Genomic DNA, 15,672 nt, shown 5'->3' with positions numbered 1-15,672 from the left:
AATAATAACTTCTTTCCGCCGTTGCAACAAATTACAATTAATACCATTTCACTAAACTATGTATAAAAGAAAAATCATACAATATGATGTATGATTTTCTACTCTATTATTTAAAATACTTCTGATAATCCTCTTCATTTTTAAATTCAATCGGTCCGACATCCATTCGAAACTTCCCGTTCTCATACAACAGTGGTGAAGCCTCTGAATGGTCTTTTGAGTAGCTTTCTACATGTGAAATTTTCATCTCATTTGAATTCGTGAAATCAATATGAGCAATACACACCCAATAAGCATGGTCATTTATTTCTAATAATGGTGCCGTTACAACGCTTCCCATATGATTATCGACAACTGCTTTAGCTTTCATAGAATAGAAACTACCTACCCCATTTCCGACAGCACTATACGCAGCAAATAAAACATATTTTAAAGCTTCTGGTCGGTAAATACGAATTGTTTCTTTTCCTGGCTCTTGCGAATCACCATCTAACACAATATATGGCGAGACTTTAGACGAACCTAGATTTTTATAATAAACCTTTCCTATTTCTCCATTAGTTGTTACGTAAAAACAGTATAAGTCTAAATCTTTATTTGTTTCCCATTCTAAAGTAGCTGTTACCATTTTAGATTTTTGTATATTTATAGATTGTTTTTTCTTCAATTCAACCTTCACTGCATTAATAGTTTTTTGTACTGGAGGCGGAGTAGGAACTATTTTCTTCTCTACAGGAGGAGCCAATTGTTTTTCATCTTCTGCGATTTCTATTCCAAAATTTGTACACAATGCAGCTAACCCACCAAAATAACCAGCTCCTATAGGATTGAACTTCCATCCTCCTCCATGTCGATATAGCTCTCCAACAATAATGGCACTTTCATCTGTAAATGGATACGTGATAGGAAAATGAATCATTTCTAATCCTGATTGTGCGTTGTTTATTTTCAATTGAATATGGGAAACATCTCGTAGCACCTGTTTCTTCTCTTCAGCATTATGAATTGTAATCGAAAATACAACCTTTTGTACCTCATCTTTTATATGAGTAAAATCTATCGAAAATCTTTGTTTACTTCCATTTGCGATATTTTGATTTAATTGAACAGATCGACAACTAGAATAAGGTTGTCCATAAAAAACGAAATCCTCTTCTTTAGTAATTTTCCCATTAAAACCTACTAAAAAAGCTGATGCATCTACATCCATATTCATCGGGGCATTCCAAGTTAAATCTACCAGTAATCCTTTCATCTCTGGATGATTCTTTGTAACATCTATCTTTTGTCCCCTTACTAAAGTATGTATCATTATAATTCCCCCGTCCTACACCTTTAATGTTTTAATATTCAGTTCAATTATACTCCTCTTTAGATTTTCAAGGATATCCTCAAGATATTTCGTTCCTTAATACTTGTCCAAAGGAAGGTTTATCATAACTTCCAGCATGAATGTATAAATGCTCAGATGATCTTGTCATGCCTACATATAATAGCTTACGTAGTTTAATATCATTTTGTTCAAGCTCCATTCTTTCAAACTTGTCCACATCAACTAAAAAGACAATTGGTGCCTCAAGACCTTTTGATGAATGATATGTTGTAATAATTAAATGTCCTTCAGTAATATTTTTTGTAACTTTTACTTTTTGGCGTATCTCACGATTTAATTTCTTTTGTATATTCTCACAATCTTTTCCTTCTCTACACAAAATTAATATATCTTCTGGCTTATAGCCCTTGCGCTTAATAAGCTCGTAGACTTTATTACTAATATCTTCATACGATCCTTCAATAAAACTAACTCCATCTTTCATTTCATTCTCAAAAGATAGTTCGCTCATTGGACAATAAAATTTATTTACTTCCTCTTCCAATTTCTTTTCTTGTTTCAAGAAATTAAGAGCTAAATCTATATGTTGACTACCGGCACGATAAGATTTCTTTAATAAAGAACTTCTCCCGCGCATATCAATACCTAAGCTCTTCCAGCTATGATCTGAGTTGTTATAGATGCTCTGTAGTCTATCTCCTGCTAAAAATAAATTTATCCCCGTAACAGTTTCCTTTTGATTATTAACATACGTATGTTCTTTACAAGACTTCACACATAATCGAATCCAATCATCTAGAAAGTCTTGGTATTCGTCCACTAAAACAGCATCATATGATGATTGAGCTCGCTGTATAGCTACTTCCGGCAATTCTTCATTCCACCATTTCACTGTATTTTTTTGGGGTACACATATACTTGCTGTATCTAGCGCAAATTTATGAAAAGTGCTAACGTCTATATTCTCCAAGCGCACATTCATAAAGGCAAGATCAGCTGCTAAGGAATTCAATTTGTTTTCAATTTTTGTTTTTAACGACCTATTATACGTTAATATTTTTATTTTCCATTCTGGATGTTCACGTACTAGATGAATTGCACGAGCTAGCAATAAAACCGTTTTCCCACTACCCGGAACTCCAGTTACCATATAGTGACCGTACGGTACACGCTTTGCGAAACGCTCTTGCTCTGCATCTAGTGCTGTAATTAATTCTTTTGTACTGATTTGATTATCGCTACAACTAACCTTAATTTCTGGAAATAACAGTGTTCGTATTGCAATAATTTCATCTTCTTCTACGAAACTAAATTCATTTTTAAATAATTGATTTATATTTACTGTACTTAACATGTCAGATGAAATACACTGCGCTGGTGGCTGATTAAATACTTGATCTAATCCACTCTCTTCAATCTTATTAGAATGAAGATACGGAAATATAGCATTAGTATGTAATTTAAACTTTAATTCGTTCCGTTCATTTTTTAAAATATCGTGCAACCTAAATAACCTCTGTGCTGCAGTATGGTATAAGTTAGCTTTACAAAATGGATTATCTACCTGTTTTCCATCTGCTAAATCTATTTTTCTTCTATCTGCTCTATTAATATAAGAAAGTTCCCAATCTTTCACTTCAAAGATTGTTACACCTCTTTGTGAATCAATTAAAATAAAATCAGGTTCTAAATGTCTAATTCTTGGTTGAATATATAAATACGCTTCTCGCTCCACGTCTTTATATAAAGAGCGAATCTTTTCAAGCACTCTTCTTTCACCTGAAGTCAAGCTTGGCAAATCATTCGGTATAATGTGTAAACCCACAAGAATCCCCTCTTTTTTCATATTATGCGTGTATTTCATTTATATAAATTAAATATAAATATATACAAATAAATGAGTTGCAATAATAAAAAATAATCAAAAGTTCTCTTTTACTATTAAAAATATTATTACACGCCATTTTCATTTTAAATTATATACTAAAATATAAGTTTTCTGGATTATTTTTCTATATCCAAAACAAAAAGACACTTTTCATAGTGCCTTTTCCATAAGTCTATACCTGACCTTCTGTATCACTAATTTCTCTTTTCTCGTTTGCCCTGACTAATTAACTTAATAAGTTTCTCTCTATTAATTAATACAACTCGATTCACTTTAGCGAGTTTGTATGCTGCAGCTGTAAATTCACTATTTGTAACAACCCATGTTTCATCAGCTTTATAAAATTCTTTTGCACCAACAATCTCCTGAACAGATTTAATTCCAACGTTATTCTTATAGCGTTTTGCCTGTACAATAATTCTTTTATCATTTTTTCTCAAAATTAAATCTGCACCAAAATCGTTAGATGCTTTAGTAATCTCTGTTTTATAACCCAAAGCAGGAAATAGACTTCCTAAATATTTTTCAAACTGGTGTCCGCTCATTTTATCAATATCATAAATTCCTGATTGTCGAAGTTCTCTTAGCTTTTTTACATTTACATACATATATAATAATATAATTGCTGCTGATACCATTACTATTGGCACTAAAAATTCCGGTTTCCACAACACTCCGAAAAACGTAATAACTAGTAAAGATCCCAATATTGATTCATCTTGCTTTTTCTTTCGCTTAGCCATCTTAACTCCTTTTTACTCATAAACTATAATAATTACTTTAATGACCTAAATAAAATATCCCACCTAAAATAACTAATGCTATAGCACCTTTAATTATAGGTAGCATATCATCTGGTATATAAGATCTAATAATTACAAGCACAGTACATACAACAAATATAATACCAAGGAGCATCCATCCATCCCAAAGTACTTCTTTTAATGATTCTGGTAACTCTATATTATTAACATCCATTTTAGTTCCCTTTCTATCTTAATTTATAAAATTATAATAACGCATTATTTTTATAAAAGGAAACATTTATATAAATGTATATACTAAGAATGATATCGATATTTTATAAGTACAAAGCACTAAAATTACTTATCTCCTCTATCTCCACCAACCATCTCTCCATACCACTCATATCTCTCCTCCAAAAACACCCTACTCTCCCCACTATCCTTATAATAAGAATTCCACCCTCTCTCCCTCAAAATCCCCTTCCAACTCTCACTCTCCACCATCCTCTTAATCACACCATCCCAATAAGCAACCTCTTCCTCCGTCATATCTTTTGGGCCCATAATGCCCTTCCAGTGCTGGAAGATGACGTTGATTCCTTGTTCTTTCCAGGTTGGGATTTCTGGTAGTCGGTCTAGACGTTTTGGTGCGGATACGGCTAGTATTTTTATTTTGCCGGCTTTGTATTGTCTTTCGGCTTCGGATAGGGTCATGGTTGCGGCGCCTATTTGTTTGTTCGTTAGGGCGTTTATGATTTTTTCTTTGTTTTCGTAGACGAAGAATTGTAGTTCGGCAGGGTTTATGCCGAATGCTTTGCTTACTTGTACGAATGATAGGTGATCGTCGTTCCCTAGGCCGGGGGCAACGCCGATTTTGAAGTTTTTCTTGTTTTGTTTTAGTTGTTCCATTAGTTGTTTTGCATTTTCTATATTCGAGTCTTTTGATACGACAACGACTTCCCAGTCCGATGCGAGTGTCGCGAGCGGCGTGAAGTCTTTATATGTTAGTTTACTGTGGCCTAGTAGGTTGTTCGTTATGAGTAAGCTTGAGTTAATCGCCAGTACGTGACCGCCTTTTTGTTTCGTATATTTCCATCCGACGTCACCGCTGCCACCGACTTTGTTTGTGACTGTGATTGGTTTTGTGAAGATTTTTTCTTCTGTTAGCGTTTTTTGCATCGCTCGTGCTGTTAAGTCCCATCCTGCTCCTTGAACGTTCGGCGCAACGATTTCTACTTCTTCTATGTTCACTTTATTCGTGTGCGTTTTTTCTCCGGAACAACCAGCTATTACTCCTGTCATGATCCATATACATAGTAATAATCGTTTTTTCATAGTCCTCGTCCTATGCGATATTTTCGTTCTGGTCGTCCGATAATGCCGTATGTGTACTCTACTGTGCATTCATTTGTCGCTACTAAGTATTCTAAGTATCTTCTTGCGGTTGTTCTGGAGGCCCCCATTTGTTCTCCCATTTCTTCTATTGTAATGCCCTCTTCGAATCCTTTTATAATCCCTTTCACTTTTTGCAGTGTTAACGGATCTACACCTGTCGGTAAGTTTTTTATGTCTTGTGTTTGCGAAAGGCCAAAGAAGTTATCGATAAGTGCTTGATTCACTTCATTGTTACTATGTAATAATTGCTTCTTTCTTTTATAGTCTTCAATTGTGCGAACGAATTTTTCTAGCGTGACCGGTTTTATAAGGTAGTTGCTTACGCCGTTTCGAATTGCTTTTTCTAACATATGGTTTTCATTTGCCGCCGTAACCATAATGACGTCAACGTTTGGAAAGTCAGCATGAATTTTTGGTAATAAGTCTGTTCCGATTCCATCTGGTAAGTAATTATCTAATAGAAGTAAATCGATTTCTTCCCTTCGTAGTAATTCCATCGTTTCTTTCGCGTTCAATGCTTTTCCAATCACTTTTACGTCCTTTATTTTTGATAAAAACTCCTCCTGAATTTGCGCGACGCGGAAATCATCTTCTGCAATTGCAACCTTCAACATATGCCCATCCCCCTGTTTGTCATGTACTTTCTCTCAATGTTTTCGGAAGGTAAATTGTAAAAATAGCTCCCCCATTTTTCTCATTTTGAATCTCAATTGTTCCCCCTAGCAGATCTACCATTTCTTTCACGTTTGCTAGTCCGTAACCACGATCATTTCCTTTCGTTGAAAACCCTTTTTGAAAAATAGTCGTGATTTTTTCTGCCGGTATCCCTATCCCACTATCTATCACTTCAAACACAATATCGTGCCCAATATCCGTAACAAAGAAGGACACATTCTTTTCCTCTTGTGTACTCACCGCATCAAATGCATTGTCGATTATGTTTCCAAGAATCGTAATAAGGTGCGAAACTTTTATATGGTCTGGTAACGGATGAAGTGCACTATCTCCTTCAATATGAAAATCAATTTTCTTCTCAGACGCTGTTCCAAGTTTTCCTAATAAAATAGCTTGTACTTTCGCATCGTGAATTTGATGGAATAAAATATGATTTTGGCTTTGATGAATATTAGATTCTTGCTGGATAAATTCAATTGCTTCTTTGTAATGTCCTAACTGAAGTAATCCTGATAAAACGAAAAGTTTATTTGTAAATTCATGTGTTTGAGCGCGTAAGTCCTCAGAATACTTTCTTACCTCAGATATTGTATTAACAAGGTTTTGCAATTCTGTTTTATCTCTAAAACTACATACAACGCCTACCGTACTATTATTTTCGAGTATCGGCGTCCTATTTAAAATAAACACTTTATCTTGAAATGCGATTTCTTGATCGTTTTCTAGCACTCTTTCCATATTAAATTCTGGTAAAACTTTTGAAATGTGCCGCTGCATATAATCATCATTTACATGTAGCATTTCTTCTGCCGAGGTGTTCATCATCGTAATAAAACCGTTTTGATCAATAGCTATAATTCCTTCTTTTATAGATAGTAATATCGCACTTCGTTCCCGGTATAGCGCTGCGATTTCATTCGGCTCTAAACCGAGTGTGTCTTTACGAATGCTACGTGCTAAAAGAATGCCACCAACAATTCCAGCTACTAATACAGCTAAGGAAAAGAGTATAATTTCTTTCGTTCTACTCAATATGTTAGATTCAATACCTTTTATTAAAAACTCTACTGTCACAACACCTACAACTTGATCGTAGTCTCCGTTATGAACAATAATGGGTGCCTTTGCCATTAAAGCCGGACCACTTTCACCATTTCCTTCAAGCGTATAATAGCCACCAAAAGTGAGTGCTTCATAGTTATATGGATTGTTACTCTTTGTGCCAATTAACTCCGAATTAGAATGGGAATACATCACCCCAAAGCGATCTTCTATAATGACATAATCTGCACTAGCTTGCTCACGAACTTGTTCCGCAATGGATTGAATCGTACTTTTATGCTCATTATTTTGAAAAGCATCTTTTATAGCTGGCATAAAAGAAAGCGACTTCGCTGTTTGCAGTGCTAACTGTTCCACTTGTCGCTTCGTATCAACGGACTGAATGTAAACAAATATTCCTGCTAATAGGAGAACAACAAATAAAATTAACGTAATAATTAAGCTTACTATTTTCGTTTGTAATGACACTTTGCGTGATTTCTTCATACTTCATATCCTTTGATAAAATATTCAAAACTATCAATCTCCTTTTTCTATTATTATGACAAAACTAATAATGAAGCAACTATTAAAACTCTCCATGTACATAAAGTACAAAAAGAATAAAATTGTCATAATATTGAGATTTCATTCTATAGACAGTACAATTCAACTATAATGAACACGCTTTCATAATTATCATTTTATTTATAAGCACGAGGAGGAATGATTATGGCTCAAGCAAAATCTAATCGAGTCGCCGGCAATATTTTCAAAGGTTCTGTCGGCAATTTAATTGAATGGTACGACTGGTACGTTTACTCTGCTTTCGCTGTTTATTTTTCAGCAGAGTTCTTTCCTAAAGGTGATCCAACGAGTCAGTTACTGAACACAGCAGCTATTTTCGCAGTTGGATTTTTAATGCGCCCTATCGGAAGTTTATTAATGGGACGTTATGCGGATCGGCACGGCCGCCGGGCGGCATTAACGCTTTCCATTACAGTTATGGCCGGTGGTTCTTTAATTATCGCCTGTACACCTAGTTACGAAAGCATCGGTATTATGGCGCCAATTATTTTAGTTCTTGCCCGTTTACTTCAAGGGTTATCACTTGGCGGAGAGTATGGAACTTCCGCAACATATTTATCTGAGATGGCTAGTAGTGGACGCCGAGGCTTTTATTCGAGCTTCCAATATGTAACGCTCGTTGCCGGACAAATGGTTGCGTTAGGTGTTCAAATTGTTCTTCAGCAATTACTAAGCGAACCAGATATGAAATCTTGGGGATGGCGCATTCCATTCATTATTGGAGCGATGGGCGCAGTAGCTGTATTATGGCTTCGCCGCACAATGGATGAATCGGAACAGTTCGCAAACATAAAATCACAAAAACGCGAAAGCGCAGGAACTGTTCGCGCTCTTATGAAACACCCGAAAGCAGTATTAACAGTAGTCGGCCTCACATTAGGGGGCACTGTCGCATTTTATACGTACACAACATATTTACAAAAATTCATGGTAAACACAGTCGGTCTTCCGAAAGAGGTTGTAAGCTGGATTAACTTTGCCGCACTACTTATTTTCGTCGTACTTCAGCCAATTGCGGGGCTACTATCCGATAAAATTGGACGCCGCCCACTATTAATGGCATTCGGTATTCTCGGAACATTACTAACAGCACCGATCTTCTTCTTCATGGAAAAAACGACAGAACCAATCGTAGCATTTTTACTCATGATGGTCGGTCTCATTATCGTTACTGGTTACACTTCCATTAACGCCATTGTAAAAGCAGAACTCTTCCCAACTGAAATTCGCGCATTAGGTGTAGGTTTACCGTACGCATTAACCGTTGCGATATTTGGCGGAACAGCCGAGTTCATCGCATTATGGCTAAAGAGTATCGGAATGGAATCACTATTCTACTTCTACGTAGCTGGTTGTATCGCTATCAGCTTTATCACATATTGGCGTATGGATGAGTCATCGAAGACTTCGCAGATTGAGGCGGAGCTTGGTGGTGGGGATACACTAGTTAATAATAAGTCTAGTTAAAATTATGTATTCTATGTTTTTCGTTAATCTGAACTCGATTTGCTTTATCTAAAAAAGCATAATTCATTAAGATATAATTTAAAAACCTCTACTTATATGTAGAGGTTTTTGTATGATGAAAAAACACGTAGTTTCATTGTTATTTTACAAACCCAAAATTCTCCCTCCTCTTAAAGTGGAACAAATTTATTACTTAGAGTGTCTAATAAGTGTATTTCTAATATTAGTTGTCCAGATTGGATACAACATATCCCGTTTGACATCTATTTTTATGTATTACAAAAAAATGAAAGGACTTATTATTCCCAAAAGCAAAAAATATGTATTGTAATACTTTCACAGGTGAACCATTACAAGTGGAAACAAAAAAGAAACAGCCCAAACCGTGACTTATCAATCATATAAACGTTTTGGATATCCTTTAACCTGTGAAAATTTAGCTGCAGTAGTATTGTTACCCTATGCCATCTTTAATTGCATTGGTATTTAGAATACCTAGACAAAATCCATATATTCTTGAAAGAGGTTGAAAATTTATGTTCGTTTTAAACAAGTTCTTTAACATTTTACATTACAAAAAGATTGTGCCTGTAGTATTACTTTCATGTGTATCACTTATAGGATGTTCCAATAGTAACACTCAATCTGAACCACCTAAACAAACGAATCAAGCTAATCAAATTAAACAAGAAAATACAACAGGTAACCAATCTTTCGCTAAACTTGAAAAAGAATATGATGCTAAGCTTGGTATTTATGCACTGGACACAGGTACAAATCAAACTGTTGCTTATCATTCAGATGATCGTTTTGCATTTGCATCTACATCTAAATCATTAGCTGTGGGCGCTCTTTTACGCAAGAACTCATTAGAAGCTCTTGATCAAAGGATTACGTATACTCATGAAGATCTTTCTAATTATAATCCAATTACTGAAAAGCATGTTGATACAGGACTGACGTTAAAAGAACTTGCAGATGCTTCTGTTCGATATAGTGACAGCACAGCACATAATTTGATTCTTAAACAGTTAGGGGGGCCCTCTGAATTTGAAAAAATCTTGAGAGAAATGGGAGATACTGTTACTACTTCAGAACGATTTGAACCTGAATTAAATGAAGTGCATCCAGGAGAAACACATGATACCAGCACACCAGAAGCGATAGCTAAGACACTTCAATCATTTACATTAGGAACTGCACTTCCAATAGAAAAACGTGAACTATTAGTAGATTGGATGAAGAGAAATACAACTGGAGATAAATTGATTCGTGCGGGCGTACCAAAAGGATGGGAAGTAGCTGATAAAACAGGCGCGGGATCTTACGGAACAAGAAATGATATCGCAATTATTTGGCCACCAAATAAAAAGCCGATTGTTCTTGCTATACTTTCTAATCATGATAAAGAAGATGCTAAATACGATGATAAACTTATTGCAGACGCAACCAAGGTCGTGTTAAATACCTTAAAAGCTACGGAATAAATGATAATAGGTTAAAAGTTTTCTATTTTAGGCGGGTGTTTTCATCAACTAAAAATTTAATAGTGTCCCAAAAACGAAATTTGGTGCTAACTTGTAATAAAAAGCTCATTTTTATTGTTTGGGGATAAATGATTCTTTAAGCTTGATGGCAATTTGGTGCTATTCCTAAAACATCTGGACTGTAATAGCCAACTAAAAAATGCAAACAAAAAGACCTTTAATCAGTCGTTTTGTTTGCATTTCCTTTTTCTAAAACTACAGAAAAGATAAGTACTATAGTTAACACCATAATAAACCTTACTTCACTTCCATCACTTACAAAAAATGAATACAAAGTATAAATTAAAATTAATATTCCATAAATAACTTTGTGCAATGAACTCCCCCCTTTTTGCCGTATATATTTTAGTCTAAAAATTTAATTCAAGCCCTATATCAAAATAAAAATAAAAAGCACCTGTGATATACACAAAGTGCTTTTCTCTTGTCAATTTATCTATTTTCACTATATTTATCTATTTTCTTTTTATAACTCAAATTTCTTCGAATCATACTTTTCTAGAGTTTGCTACCATTCATTTTGTTCATATGGAATATATTTATCTGTCTGTACATCTTCAACATTTTCTCCACCTGTTAATAATCTCCTGTACTTAAAAGAGTGCCCTGTTAATACTGTTGTAATCATTTTGTATTGCCCTCCTTTTGTTTGATTACTTGTATCATAAAACAAGTATCTGAAGTTAATATGTAGTCCATCTAGAGTGTATGTAAATTTAGAAAATCTCTAATAAAATGTTTATGTTGTAACGTTACCACCAAAACTAGTGCTTCCAACACCATGATTTGAAGAGATAGTAACCTATATTCTAGCCCCAATTCCTCCTACAGTTCTATATTGAGTAAAACTAGTTAATCCCTACAATATAAAAAGAGCACCCCTTTTGGATGCTCTTCGTTATAACTATATATTATTTAATTTCCCTCTTTTGTTGGTACCATTTTTCCTTCTTGAGAGTCTGTACCCTCTGTTCTTTCAACAGTTTTTGCATGTTCTGGTTTTTCAGGGGCTCCCATTTCAAATCCAGATTGAGAATCTGTACCTTCTTTTGCTGGTACCATTTTTCCTTCTTGAGAACCTGTACCTTCTGTTCTTTCAACAGTTTTTGCATGTTCTGGTTTTTCAGGGGCTCCCATTTCAAATCCAGGCTGAGAATCTGTACCTTCTTTTGTTGGTACCATTTTTCCTTCTTGAGAACCTGTACCTTCTGTTCTTTCAACAGTTTTTGCGTCTCCTTTAGGAGTTGCTGGCACTGCATCTTTAGGTAAATCAAAGTTTTGTGAGAAAGACATTGTTCCATCTGCACTTTGTGTAATTACTTGATTTGAACTATTTTCATTTGACTTTAAATTGTCCATTTTCGCATCATCTGCACCTACTGCACCTCCCGCTACCAATCCTGTACTTAAAAGTGCTCCTGCTAATAATGTTTTAATCATTTTTCATTACCTCCTGTTTATTTGTAATATTCATCAAAAAAGTATCTAGAGTTAATGTTTTAGTCATTATCTTTATCTACTTGCTTTTTTGATTACATTTAGCATAAGACAAGAATCTATAGTTGATATGGACTGTATCTGGAGATTATGTAAAGAAAAATAGATGATCAATTGTATATCCTAATGGATGCTTAGACAAAATTGAAACTTTATATGAGTTTGAACAATTGAGTTCCCCTTTGTTTTTGGGTGTGAGGTTTTTAGCTGGGGTGGAGTGAGGGACTAACCTTTTCTAATTTGAAAGCAAACTTTTTATTATTAGTTTACATTCGAATCCCAGTAAAAGTTGACTTCTCATCAATTCCCCTGATATTCTCAAAATACACAACAAAAGTATACATTCAAGACATTGAAAATACAAAGGTCAAAGATATGAAGTAAACCCTCAAACGTCATTGTTCCGAACGGGACTATATTCTGTTCCTATCTACTCCCTCTCATAATTAAGTATGAGAATTATTCATTTTTAACTATTGAATTTAATAAAAAATCCTCTATGAATGATAATTCATAGAGGATAACATAACACACAATTATCAATATTTTTATTTATCTTCTATATTTTTAAGATAATTATCTAAAAACTTTTTATCAATTTCATTATCGGGAGTAATACCAAGATATTTGTATTTCCATATTATCTCCCTTTCTGTAGGATTATGTTCAGGGGATAACACATCTGTATAATCATATTCTATTTTGAATTTTCCTGAATCATGTAGAATTAATGTTAAGTTTGTCCATAATTCTTGTTCATTTTTCTTAAATTCTTCACGTAATTTCTCTAATGCGTCATATAGTTCGAATAATAAGTCATCATAAATCTCCTCATCTACATCATATACTTTTGGAATATTATTCGAATAAATAAAACCATTTTTTTTAGGAGTAGTAAAGAAGAAGTATGCTTCTGTTGAATCCTCTAATAATTCAGCATATAGATAAATTTCGTTCCATTCCCCTGGTATAATTTCATCTATTTTTGTACCTATTTCTTGATAAACTATTTCCATTTTTTCAGTTTCCATACTTATCCTCCAGATTGATTTTTTATCCTAATTTTTTTAATTTCTCCATTAATCTCATAAGCTATTTTAAATTGAGAAGGTCTTATACTATCATCAGAATATATAGGCTCTATTTTTACTTTCACCGTTTTTTCATCCGCTAAAGCTTGCGACCACTTTTGTTCAAGACTATACCATTTACCTCCAGAACGATTTATTTGTGAATTCATTGCCACCAAATTATCAATATCACCAGATCCCTCAAACATACTTGCGATTAAATGACCTCCATCATCATCTTTTAATCTATCATTTCTTCCATTCGGTCCATTTTGTCCAGCTTTTCGTTGTGCATAAGGATTTCTTTTAGCATCTCCTGTTTTTAATTCTCCTTCTACACTAGTAATTCGCCTCTCACTATCAGTTTTATAAGTATGGCCTGATGGTGATTTATACTCTACATCTGGTGCAAGTACTTTTCTGCGTTTAACTCTTTCATAATGAGCTCCATATTCTACTTTAGCGGATAAAAGCGTATCCTTTGCTTGATTAAACTCAGGTATATTAAACCTGGATTGTCCACCACTTCCACCAGCAAAAGCAAATTGGTCTTTCAATGGTATTTGATTCGAAACGGAAGAGATACCTTCTGGGAATTTTGCTAGATTCGCGCCTTCACTGAGTGTAGTTATTTTCCCTACTCTGCCTATCCCTTTATCCCCAATCCATCCTATCCCAACTTCCATAAAAGTACTTGTTCCCCATTTTGCACGACTTTCTGCATCACCATGCCAAAAATCATTCATAAATGAATCAGAAAAAGTATTATACGCAGTAAATGCTGTCTCTAGGGGATGGCCTATAGCATACTTAATATTTTCTTTTGTTACTGTATCATCTAGTGAATTGAATCCTTCTACAATCCCTCCGATAACTTGCCCAGAACCAACGTATATACCGTCCCAAACTTTTCGAAGCATAGATTTTTCAGGGGGGGTATCATACATTGTACCTTCTTCGATATTATCATCTGATAAATTGTTATTTACAAAATTATCCGCTTCGCGTGCCTTAGCTTCTGTCATTTTTTGAATGGAAGTCGTCCAGTCCATATTCAATCCCTGTGTACTAAATGTACCACTTACGGGACTAAAACCTTTTCCACTTTGGACTTCCGCTAAACCCTTCGCAATGTTAGCGGCTAGTTGGAGTGCAGTATCATAATTACTACTAGAAGTATAATTAAACTCATATAAATGCTCTAGTTTTTCTTCAAGTTTTTTTCTCATCGCAACTAAGACTGCAACAATTGCGTCTATTCCAGGCATTGGCATAGCTACATCTACCGCTTCTATACTTGCAATCGATTGATTGATTTCCTGTATTTGTTCTCTTATTTCTTGTTCGATAACATCAGTTGAAGCTACCTTTGATTGAAATTGACTTGGAAAAGCATCATTCTGACGAATTAATTCTTCACATAAATAAATGATTCCTTGTGCTAAAGGTCGAAAAGTTTGTACAAAAAATGATTTTGCACTGCTATATGTTTGTCCTTGTAGAACAGTATCAATTGCAAAAGCGTCAATCGACTGAATAGCTTGTTCCATACCTTGAATGGTAGCGGTACATACAGCATTCATACTTTGAGTTTGGTTTTGTACTTCTCCCAAATACATATTTAAACTCATGCGTTGACCTCCCTTGTTAATTGTTGTTGTTGAAAGGAAAGGTCGTTTTCTAAATCACTAAGGTCTCGTCTTTCTTTAAGCAACGTTTCTTTTTTGTTTTCCAATTCAAATGTGACTTTTCGTTCAATATGTTGTGCATCTTGATACGTATTCATAAAAAACTGAGACATTTCTCTATCACCATGCCAAGTTCCTAAAATTCGATCAAACAAACGACGATTTCGACTTCTACATTCATAAAAATCTGCTTCCGCTTGTTCCTGAGCTTGAATCGCGAATTGATTTCGGTCCTGTTCTTCAAATACACTTCGTAACTTTTGATTTAACTGTGTAATTTTGTTTTCAATATCTCGATCCATCTTTTTCCTCCTACTATTTTACTTTACGTAGGTTGTCACATTAGCGAAAAGTGTTGTGAAGTTCGTTATCCATTCTCTCAAATTCATTAGATACTGAATGAATATTATTAACCGCTTGTTGAAAAGCAGTGGAAAATTGTTTCGTCAAGTCTAAAACTTGCTGATTCGCTTCTTGTGCTTTCAAATTAACAGATAATGTTGTACGCGTCGCCTTTGTTATAGGACGATTTGTTGCACTTTGGATTATATTCGAAGCTGTTCTCATCTGGGTAGCAATTTGCGTTGCTGTTTGTAAATTACTTTGAAATTGTCCCATTCTTTCAAACCCTTTCTATAAGTTTTCCAAACGCACCAAAGAAATCTCAATAAATATATATCCCTATCAATATCACTCGCGCTAGGCATACAATCAAATGAGCCATACAATATAAGCTG

The 15,672-nt window shown here is 34.6% G+C and carries 15 protein-coding genes; 2 read left to right on the top strand and 13 right to left on the bottom strand.

Going from position 1 to position 15,672, the window contains the following annotated elements; all coding sequences use genetic code 11:
• Positions 1-106 precede the first annotated feature (106 nt).
• The 7 genes from AC1Q8N_RS14015 to AC1Q8N_RS13985 form a co-directional block, all read right to left on the bottom strand.
• Positions 107-1,312 carry a TerD family protein gene (locus AC1Q8N_RS14015; protein ID WP_493521225.1) on the bottom strand — a complete coding sequence of 402 codons (1,206 nt, stop codon included), beginning with the start codon at positions 1,310-1,312 and terminating at the stop codon, positions 107-109.
• A 79-nt stretch (positions 1,313-1,391) separates the two neighbouring features.
• Entirely contained in the window at positions 1,392-3,158 is a 1,767-nt protein-coding gene (locus AC1Q8N_RS14010) for a UvrD-helicase domain-containing protein (protein WP_493521224.1), read from the bottom strand.
• A gap of 257 nt (positions 3,159-3,415) precedes the next feature.
• Positions 3,416-3,964, bottom strand: a complete 549-nt coding sequence (locus AC1Q8N_RS14005; RefSeq protein ID WP_050000889.1) for a restriction endonuclease — start codon at positions 3,962-3,964, stop codon at positions 3,416-3,418.
• Positions 3,965-4,001: 37 nt separating this feature from the next.
• Complete coding sequence (locus AC1Q8N_RS14000; protein ID WP_493521223.1) at positions 4,002-4,199, bottom strand: hypothetical protein; 198 nt, start codon at positions 4,197-4,199, stop codon at positions 4,002-4,004.
• 125 nt (positions 4,200-4,324) lie between these two features.
• Positions 4,325-5,302: a tripartite tricarboxylate transporter substrate binding protein gene (locus AC1Q8N_RS13995; RefSeq protein ID WP_493521222.1), complete on the bottom strand. Its 978-nt coding sequence runs from the start codon at positions 5,300-5,302 to the stop codon at positions 4,325-4,327.
• On the bottom strand, positions 5,299-5,976 hold the full coding sequence (locus tag AC1Q8N_RS13990; protein ID WP_493521221.1) for a response regulator: 678 nt from the start codon (positions 5,974-5,976) through the stop codon (positions 5,299-5,301). Before AC1Q8N_RS13990 ends, AC1Q8N_RS13995 begins: the two co-directional genes overlap by 4 nt.
• A gap of 19 nt (positions 5,977-5,995) precedes the next feature.
• A complete protein-coding gene (locus AC1Q8N_RS13985; protein WP_493521220.1) occupies positions 5,996-7,585 on the bottom strand; it encodes an ATP-binding protein in 1,590 nt (529 codons plus the stop codon).
• A 225-nt stretch (positions 7,586-7,810) separates the two neighbouring features.
• Between AC1Q8N_RS13985 and AC1Q8N_RS13980 the strand changes: the two genes are divergently transcribed.
• Both AC1Q8N_RS13980 and blaIII read left to right on the top strand, forming a co-directional pair.
• The gene (locus AC1Q8N_RS13980) at positions 7,811-9,133 is read left to right on the top strand and encodes an MFS transporter (RefSeq protein ID WP_098222557.1); all 1,323 of its coding nucleotides are present in this window, start codon (positions 7,811-7,813) and stop codon (positions 9,131-9,133) included.
• 536 nt (positions 9,134-9,669) lie between these two features.
• Positions 9,670-10,620 carry a class A beta-lactamase BlaIII gene (gene blaIII, locus AC1Q8N_RS13975; protein ID WP_081143868.1) on the top strand — a complete coding sequence of 317 codons (951 nt, stop codon included), beginning with the start codon at positions 9,670-9,672 and terminating at the stop codon, positions 10,618-10,620.
• A gap of 217 nt (positions 10,621-10,837) precedes the next feature.
• Here the strand turns inward: blaIII and AC1Q8N_RS13970 are convergent, their stop codons facing one another.
• The 6 genes from AC1Q8N_RS13970 to AC1Q8N_RS13945 all read right to left on the bottom strand — a co-directional run bounded on the left by AC1Q8N_RS13970 (position 10,838) and on the right by AC1Q8N_RS13945 (position 15,553).
• Positions 10,838-10,996, bottom strand: a complete 159-nt coding sequence (locus AC1Q8N_RS13970; protein WP_002087303.1) for a hypothetical protein — start codon at positions 10,994-10,996, stop codon at positions 10,838-10,840.
• Positions 10,997-11,595: 599 nt separating this feature from the next.
• A complete protein-coding gene (locus AC1Q8N_RS13965) occupies positions 11,596-12,120 on the bottom strand; it encodes a hypothetical protein (protein WP_493521219.1) in 525 nt (174 codons plus the stop codon).
• Positions 12,121-12,725: 605 nt separating this feature from the next.
• Complete coding sequence (locus AC1Q8N_RS13960; protein ID WP_000447113.1) at positions 12,726-13,208, bottom strand: antitoxin YezG family protein; 483 nt, start codon at positions 13,206-13,208, stop codon at positions 12,726-12,728.
• Between the two features lie 2 nt (positions 13,209-13,210).
• On the bottom strand, positions 13,211-14,878 hold the full coding sequence (locus tag AC1Q8N_RS13955) for a DNA/RNA non-specific endonuclease (RefSeq protein WP_098642563.1): 1,668 nt from the start codon (positions 14,876-14,878) through the stop codon (positions 13,211-13,213).
• Complete coding sequence (locus AC1Q8N_RS13950) at positions 14,875-15,237, bottom strand: DUF3958 family protein (protein WP_098642564.1); 363 nt, start codon at positions 15,235-15,237, stop codon at positions 14,875-14,877. Before AC1Q8N_RS13950 ends, AC1Q8N_RS13955 begins: the two co-directional genes overlap by 4 nt.
• Before the next feature lie 40 nt (positions 15,238-15,277).
• Positions 15,278-15,553 carry a TIGR04197 family type VII secretion effector gene (locus AC1Q8N_RS13945; protein ID WP_098642565.1) on the bottom strand — a complete coding sequence of 92 codons (276 nt, stop codon included), beginning with the start codon at positions 15,551-15,553 and terminating at the stop codon, positions 15,278-15,280.
• Between the last annotated feature and the right edge of the window lie 119 nt (positions 15,554-15,672).

Source organism: Bacillus sp. GW823-FHT06B01, from assembly GCF_058952315.1.
This window is presented reverse-complemented; position numbering and strand designations above follow the sequence as displayed.

What these genes read in the sequence shown, in the direction of transcription:
- AC1Q8N_RS14015 (WP_493521225.1), bottom strand. Translation starts at nt 1,312, where the DNA reads ATGATACATACTTTAGTAAGGGGACAAAAGATAGATGTTACAAAGAAT.
- AC1Q8N_RS14005 (WP_050000889.1), bottom strand. Translation starts at nt 3,964, where the DNA reads ATGGCTAAGCGAAAGAAAAAGCAAGATGAATCAATATTGGGATCTTTA.
- AC1Q8N_RS14000 (WP_493521223.1), bottom strand. Translation starts at nt 4,199, where the DNA reads ATGGATGTTAATAATATAGAGTTACCAGAATCATTAAAAGAAGTACTT.
- AC1Q8N_RS13995 (WP_493521222.1), bottom strand. Translation starts at nt 5,302, where the DNA reads ATGAAAAAACGATTATTACTATGTATATGGATCATGACAGGAGTAATA.
- AC1Q8N_RS13990 (WP_493521221.1), bottom strand. Translation starts at nt 5,976, where the DNA reads ATGTTGAAGGTTGCAATTGCAGAAGATGATTTCCGCGTCGCGCAAATT.
- AC1Q8N_RS13985 (WP_493521220.1), bottom strand. Translation starts at nt 7,585, where the DNA reads ATGAAGAAATCACGCAAAGTGTCATTACAAACGAAAATAGTAAGCTTA.
- AC1Q8N_RS13980 (WP_098222557.1), top strand. Translation starts at nt 7,811, where the DNA reads ATGGCTCAAGCAAAATCTAATCGAGTCGCCGGCAATATTTTCAAAGGT.
- blaIII (WP_081143868.1), top strand. Translation starts at nt 9,670, where the DNA reads ATGTTCGTTTTAAACAAGTTCTTTAACATTTTACATTACAAAAAGATT.
- AC1Q8N_RS13965 (WP_493521219.1), bottom strand. Translation starts at nt 12,120, where the DNA reads ATGATTAAAACATTATTAGCAGGAGCACTTTTAAGTACAGGATTGGTA.
- AC1Q8N_RS13960 (WP_000447113.1), bottom strand. Translation starts at nt 13,208, where the DNA reads ATGGAAACTGAAAAAATGGAAATAGTTTATCAAGAAATAGGTACAAAA.
- AC1Q8N_RS13955 (WP_098642563.1), bottom strand. Translation starts at nt 14,878, where the DNA reads ATGAGTTTAAATATGTATTTGGGAGAAGTACAAAACCAAACTCAAAGT.
- AC1Q8N_RS13950 (WP_098642564.1), bottom strand. Translation starts at nt 15,237, where the DNA reads ATGGATCGAGATATTGAAAACAAAATTACACAGTTAAATCAAAAGTTA.
- AC1Q8N_RS13945 (WP_098642565.1), bottom strand. Translation starts at nt 15,553, where the DNA reads ATGGGACAATTTCAAAGTAATTTACAAACAGCAACGCAAATTGCTACC.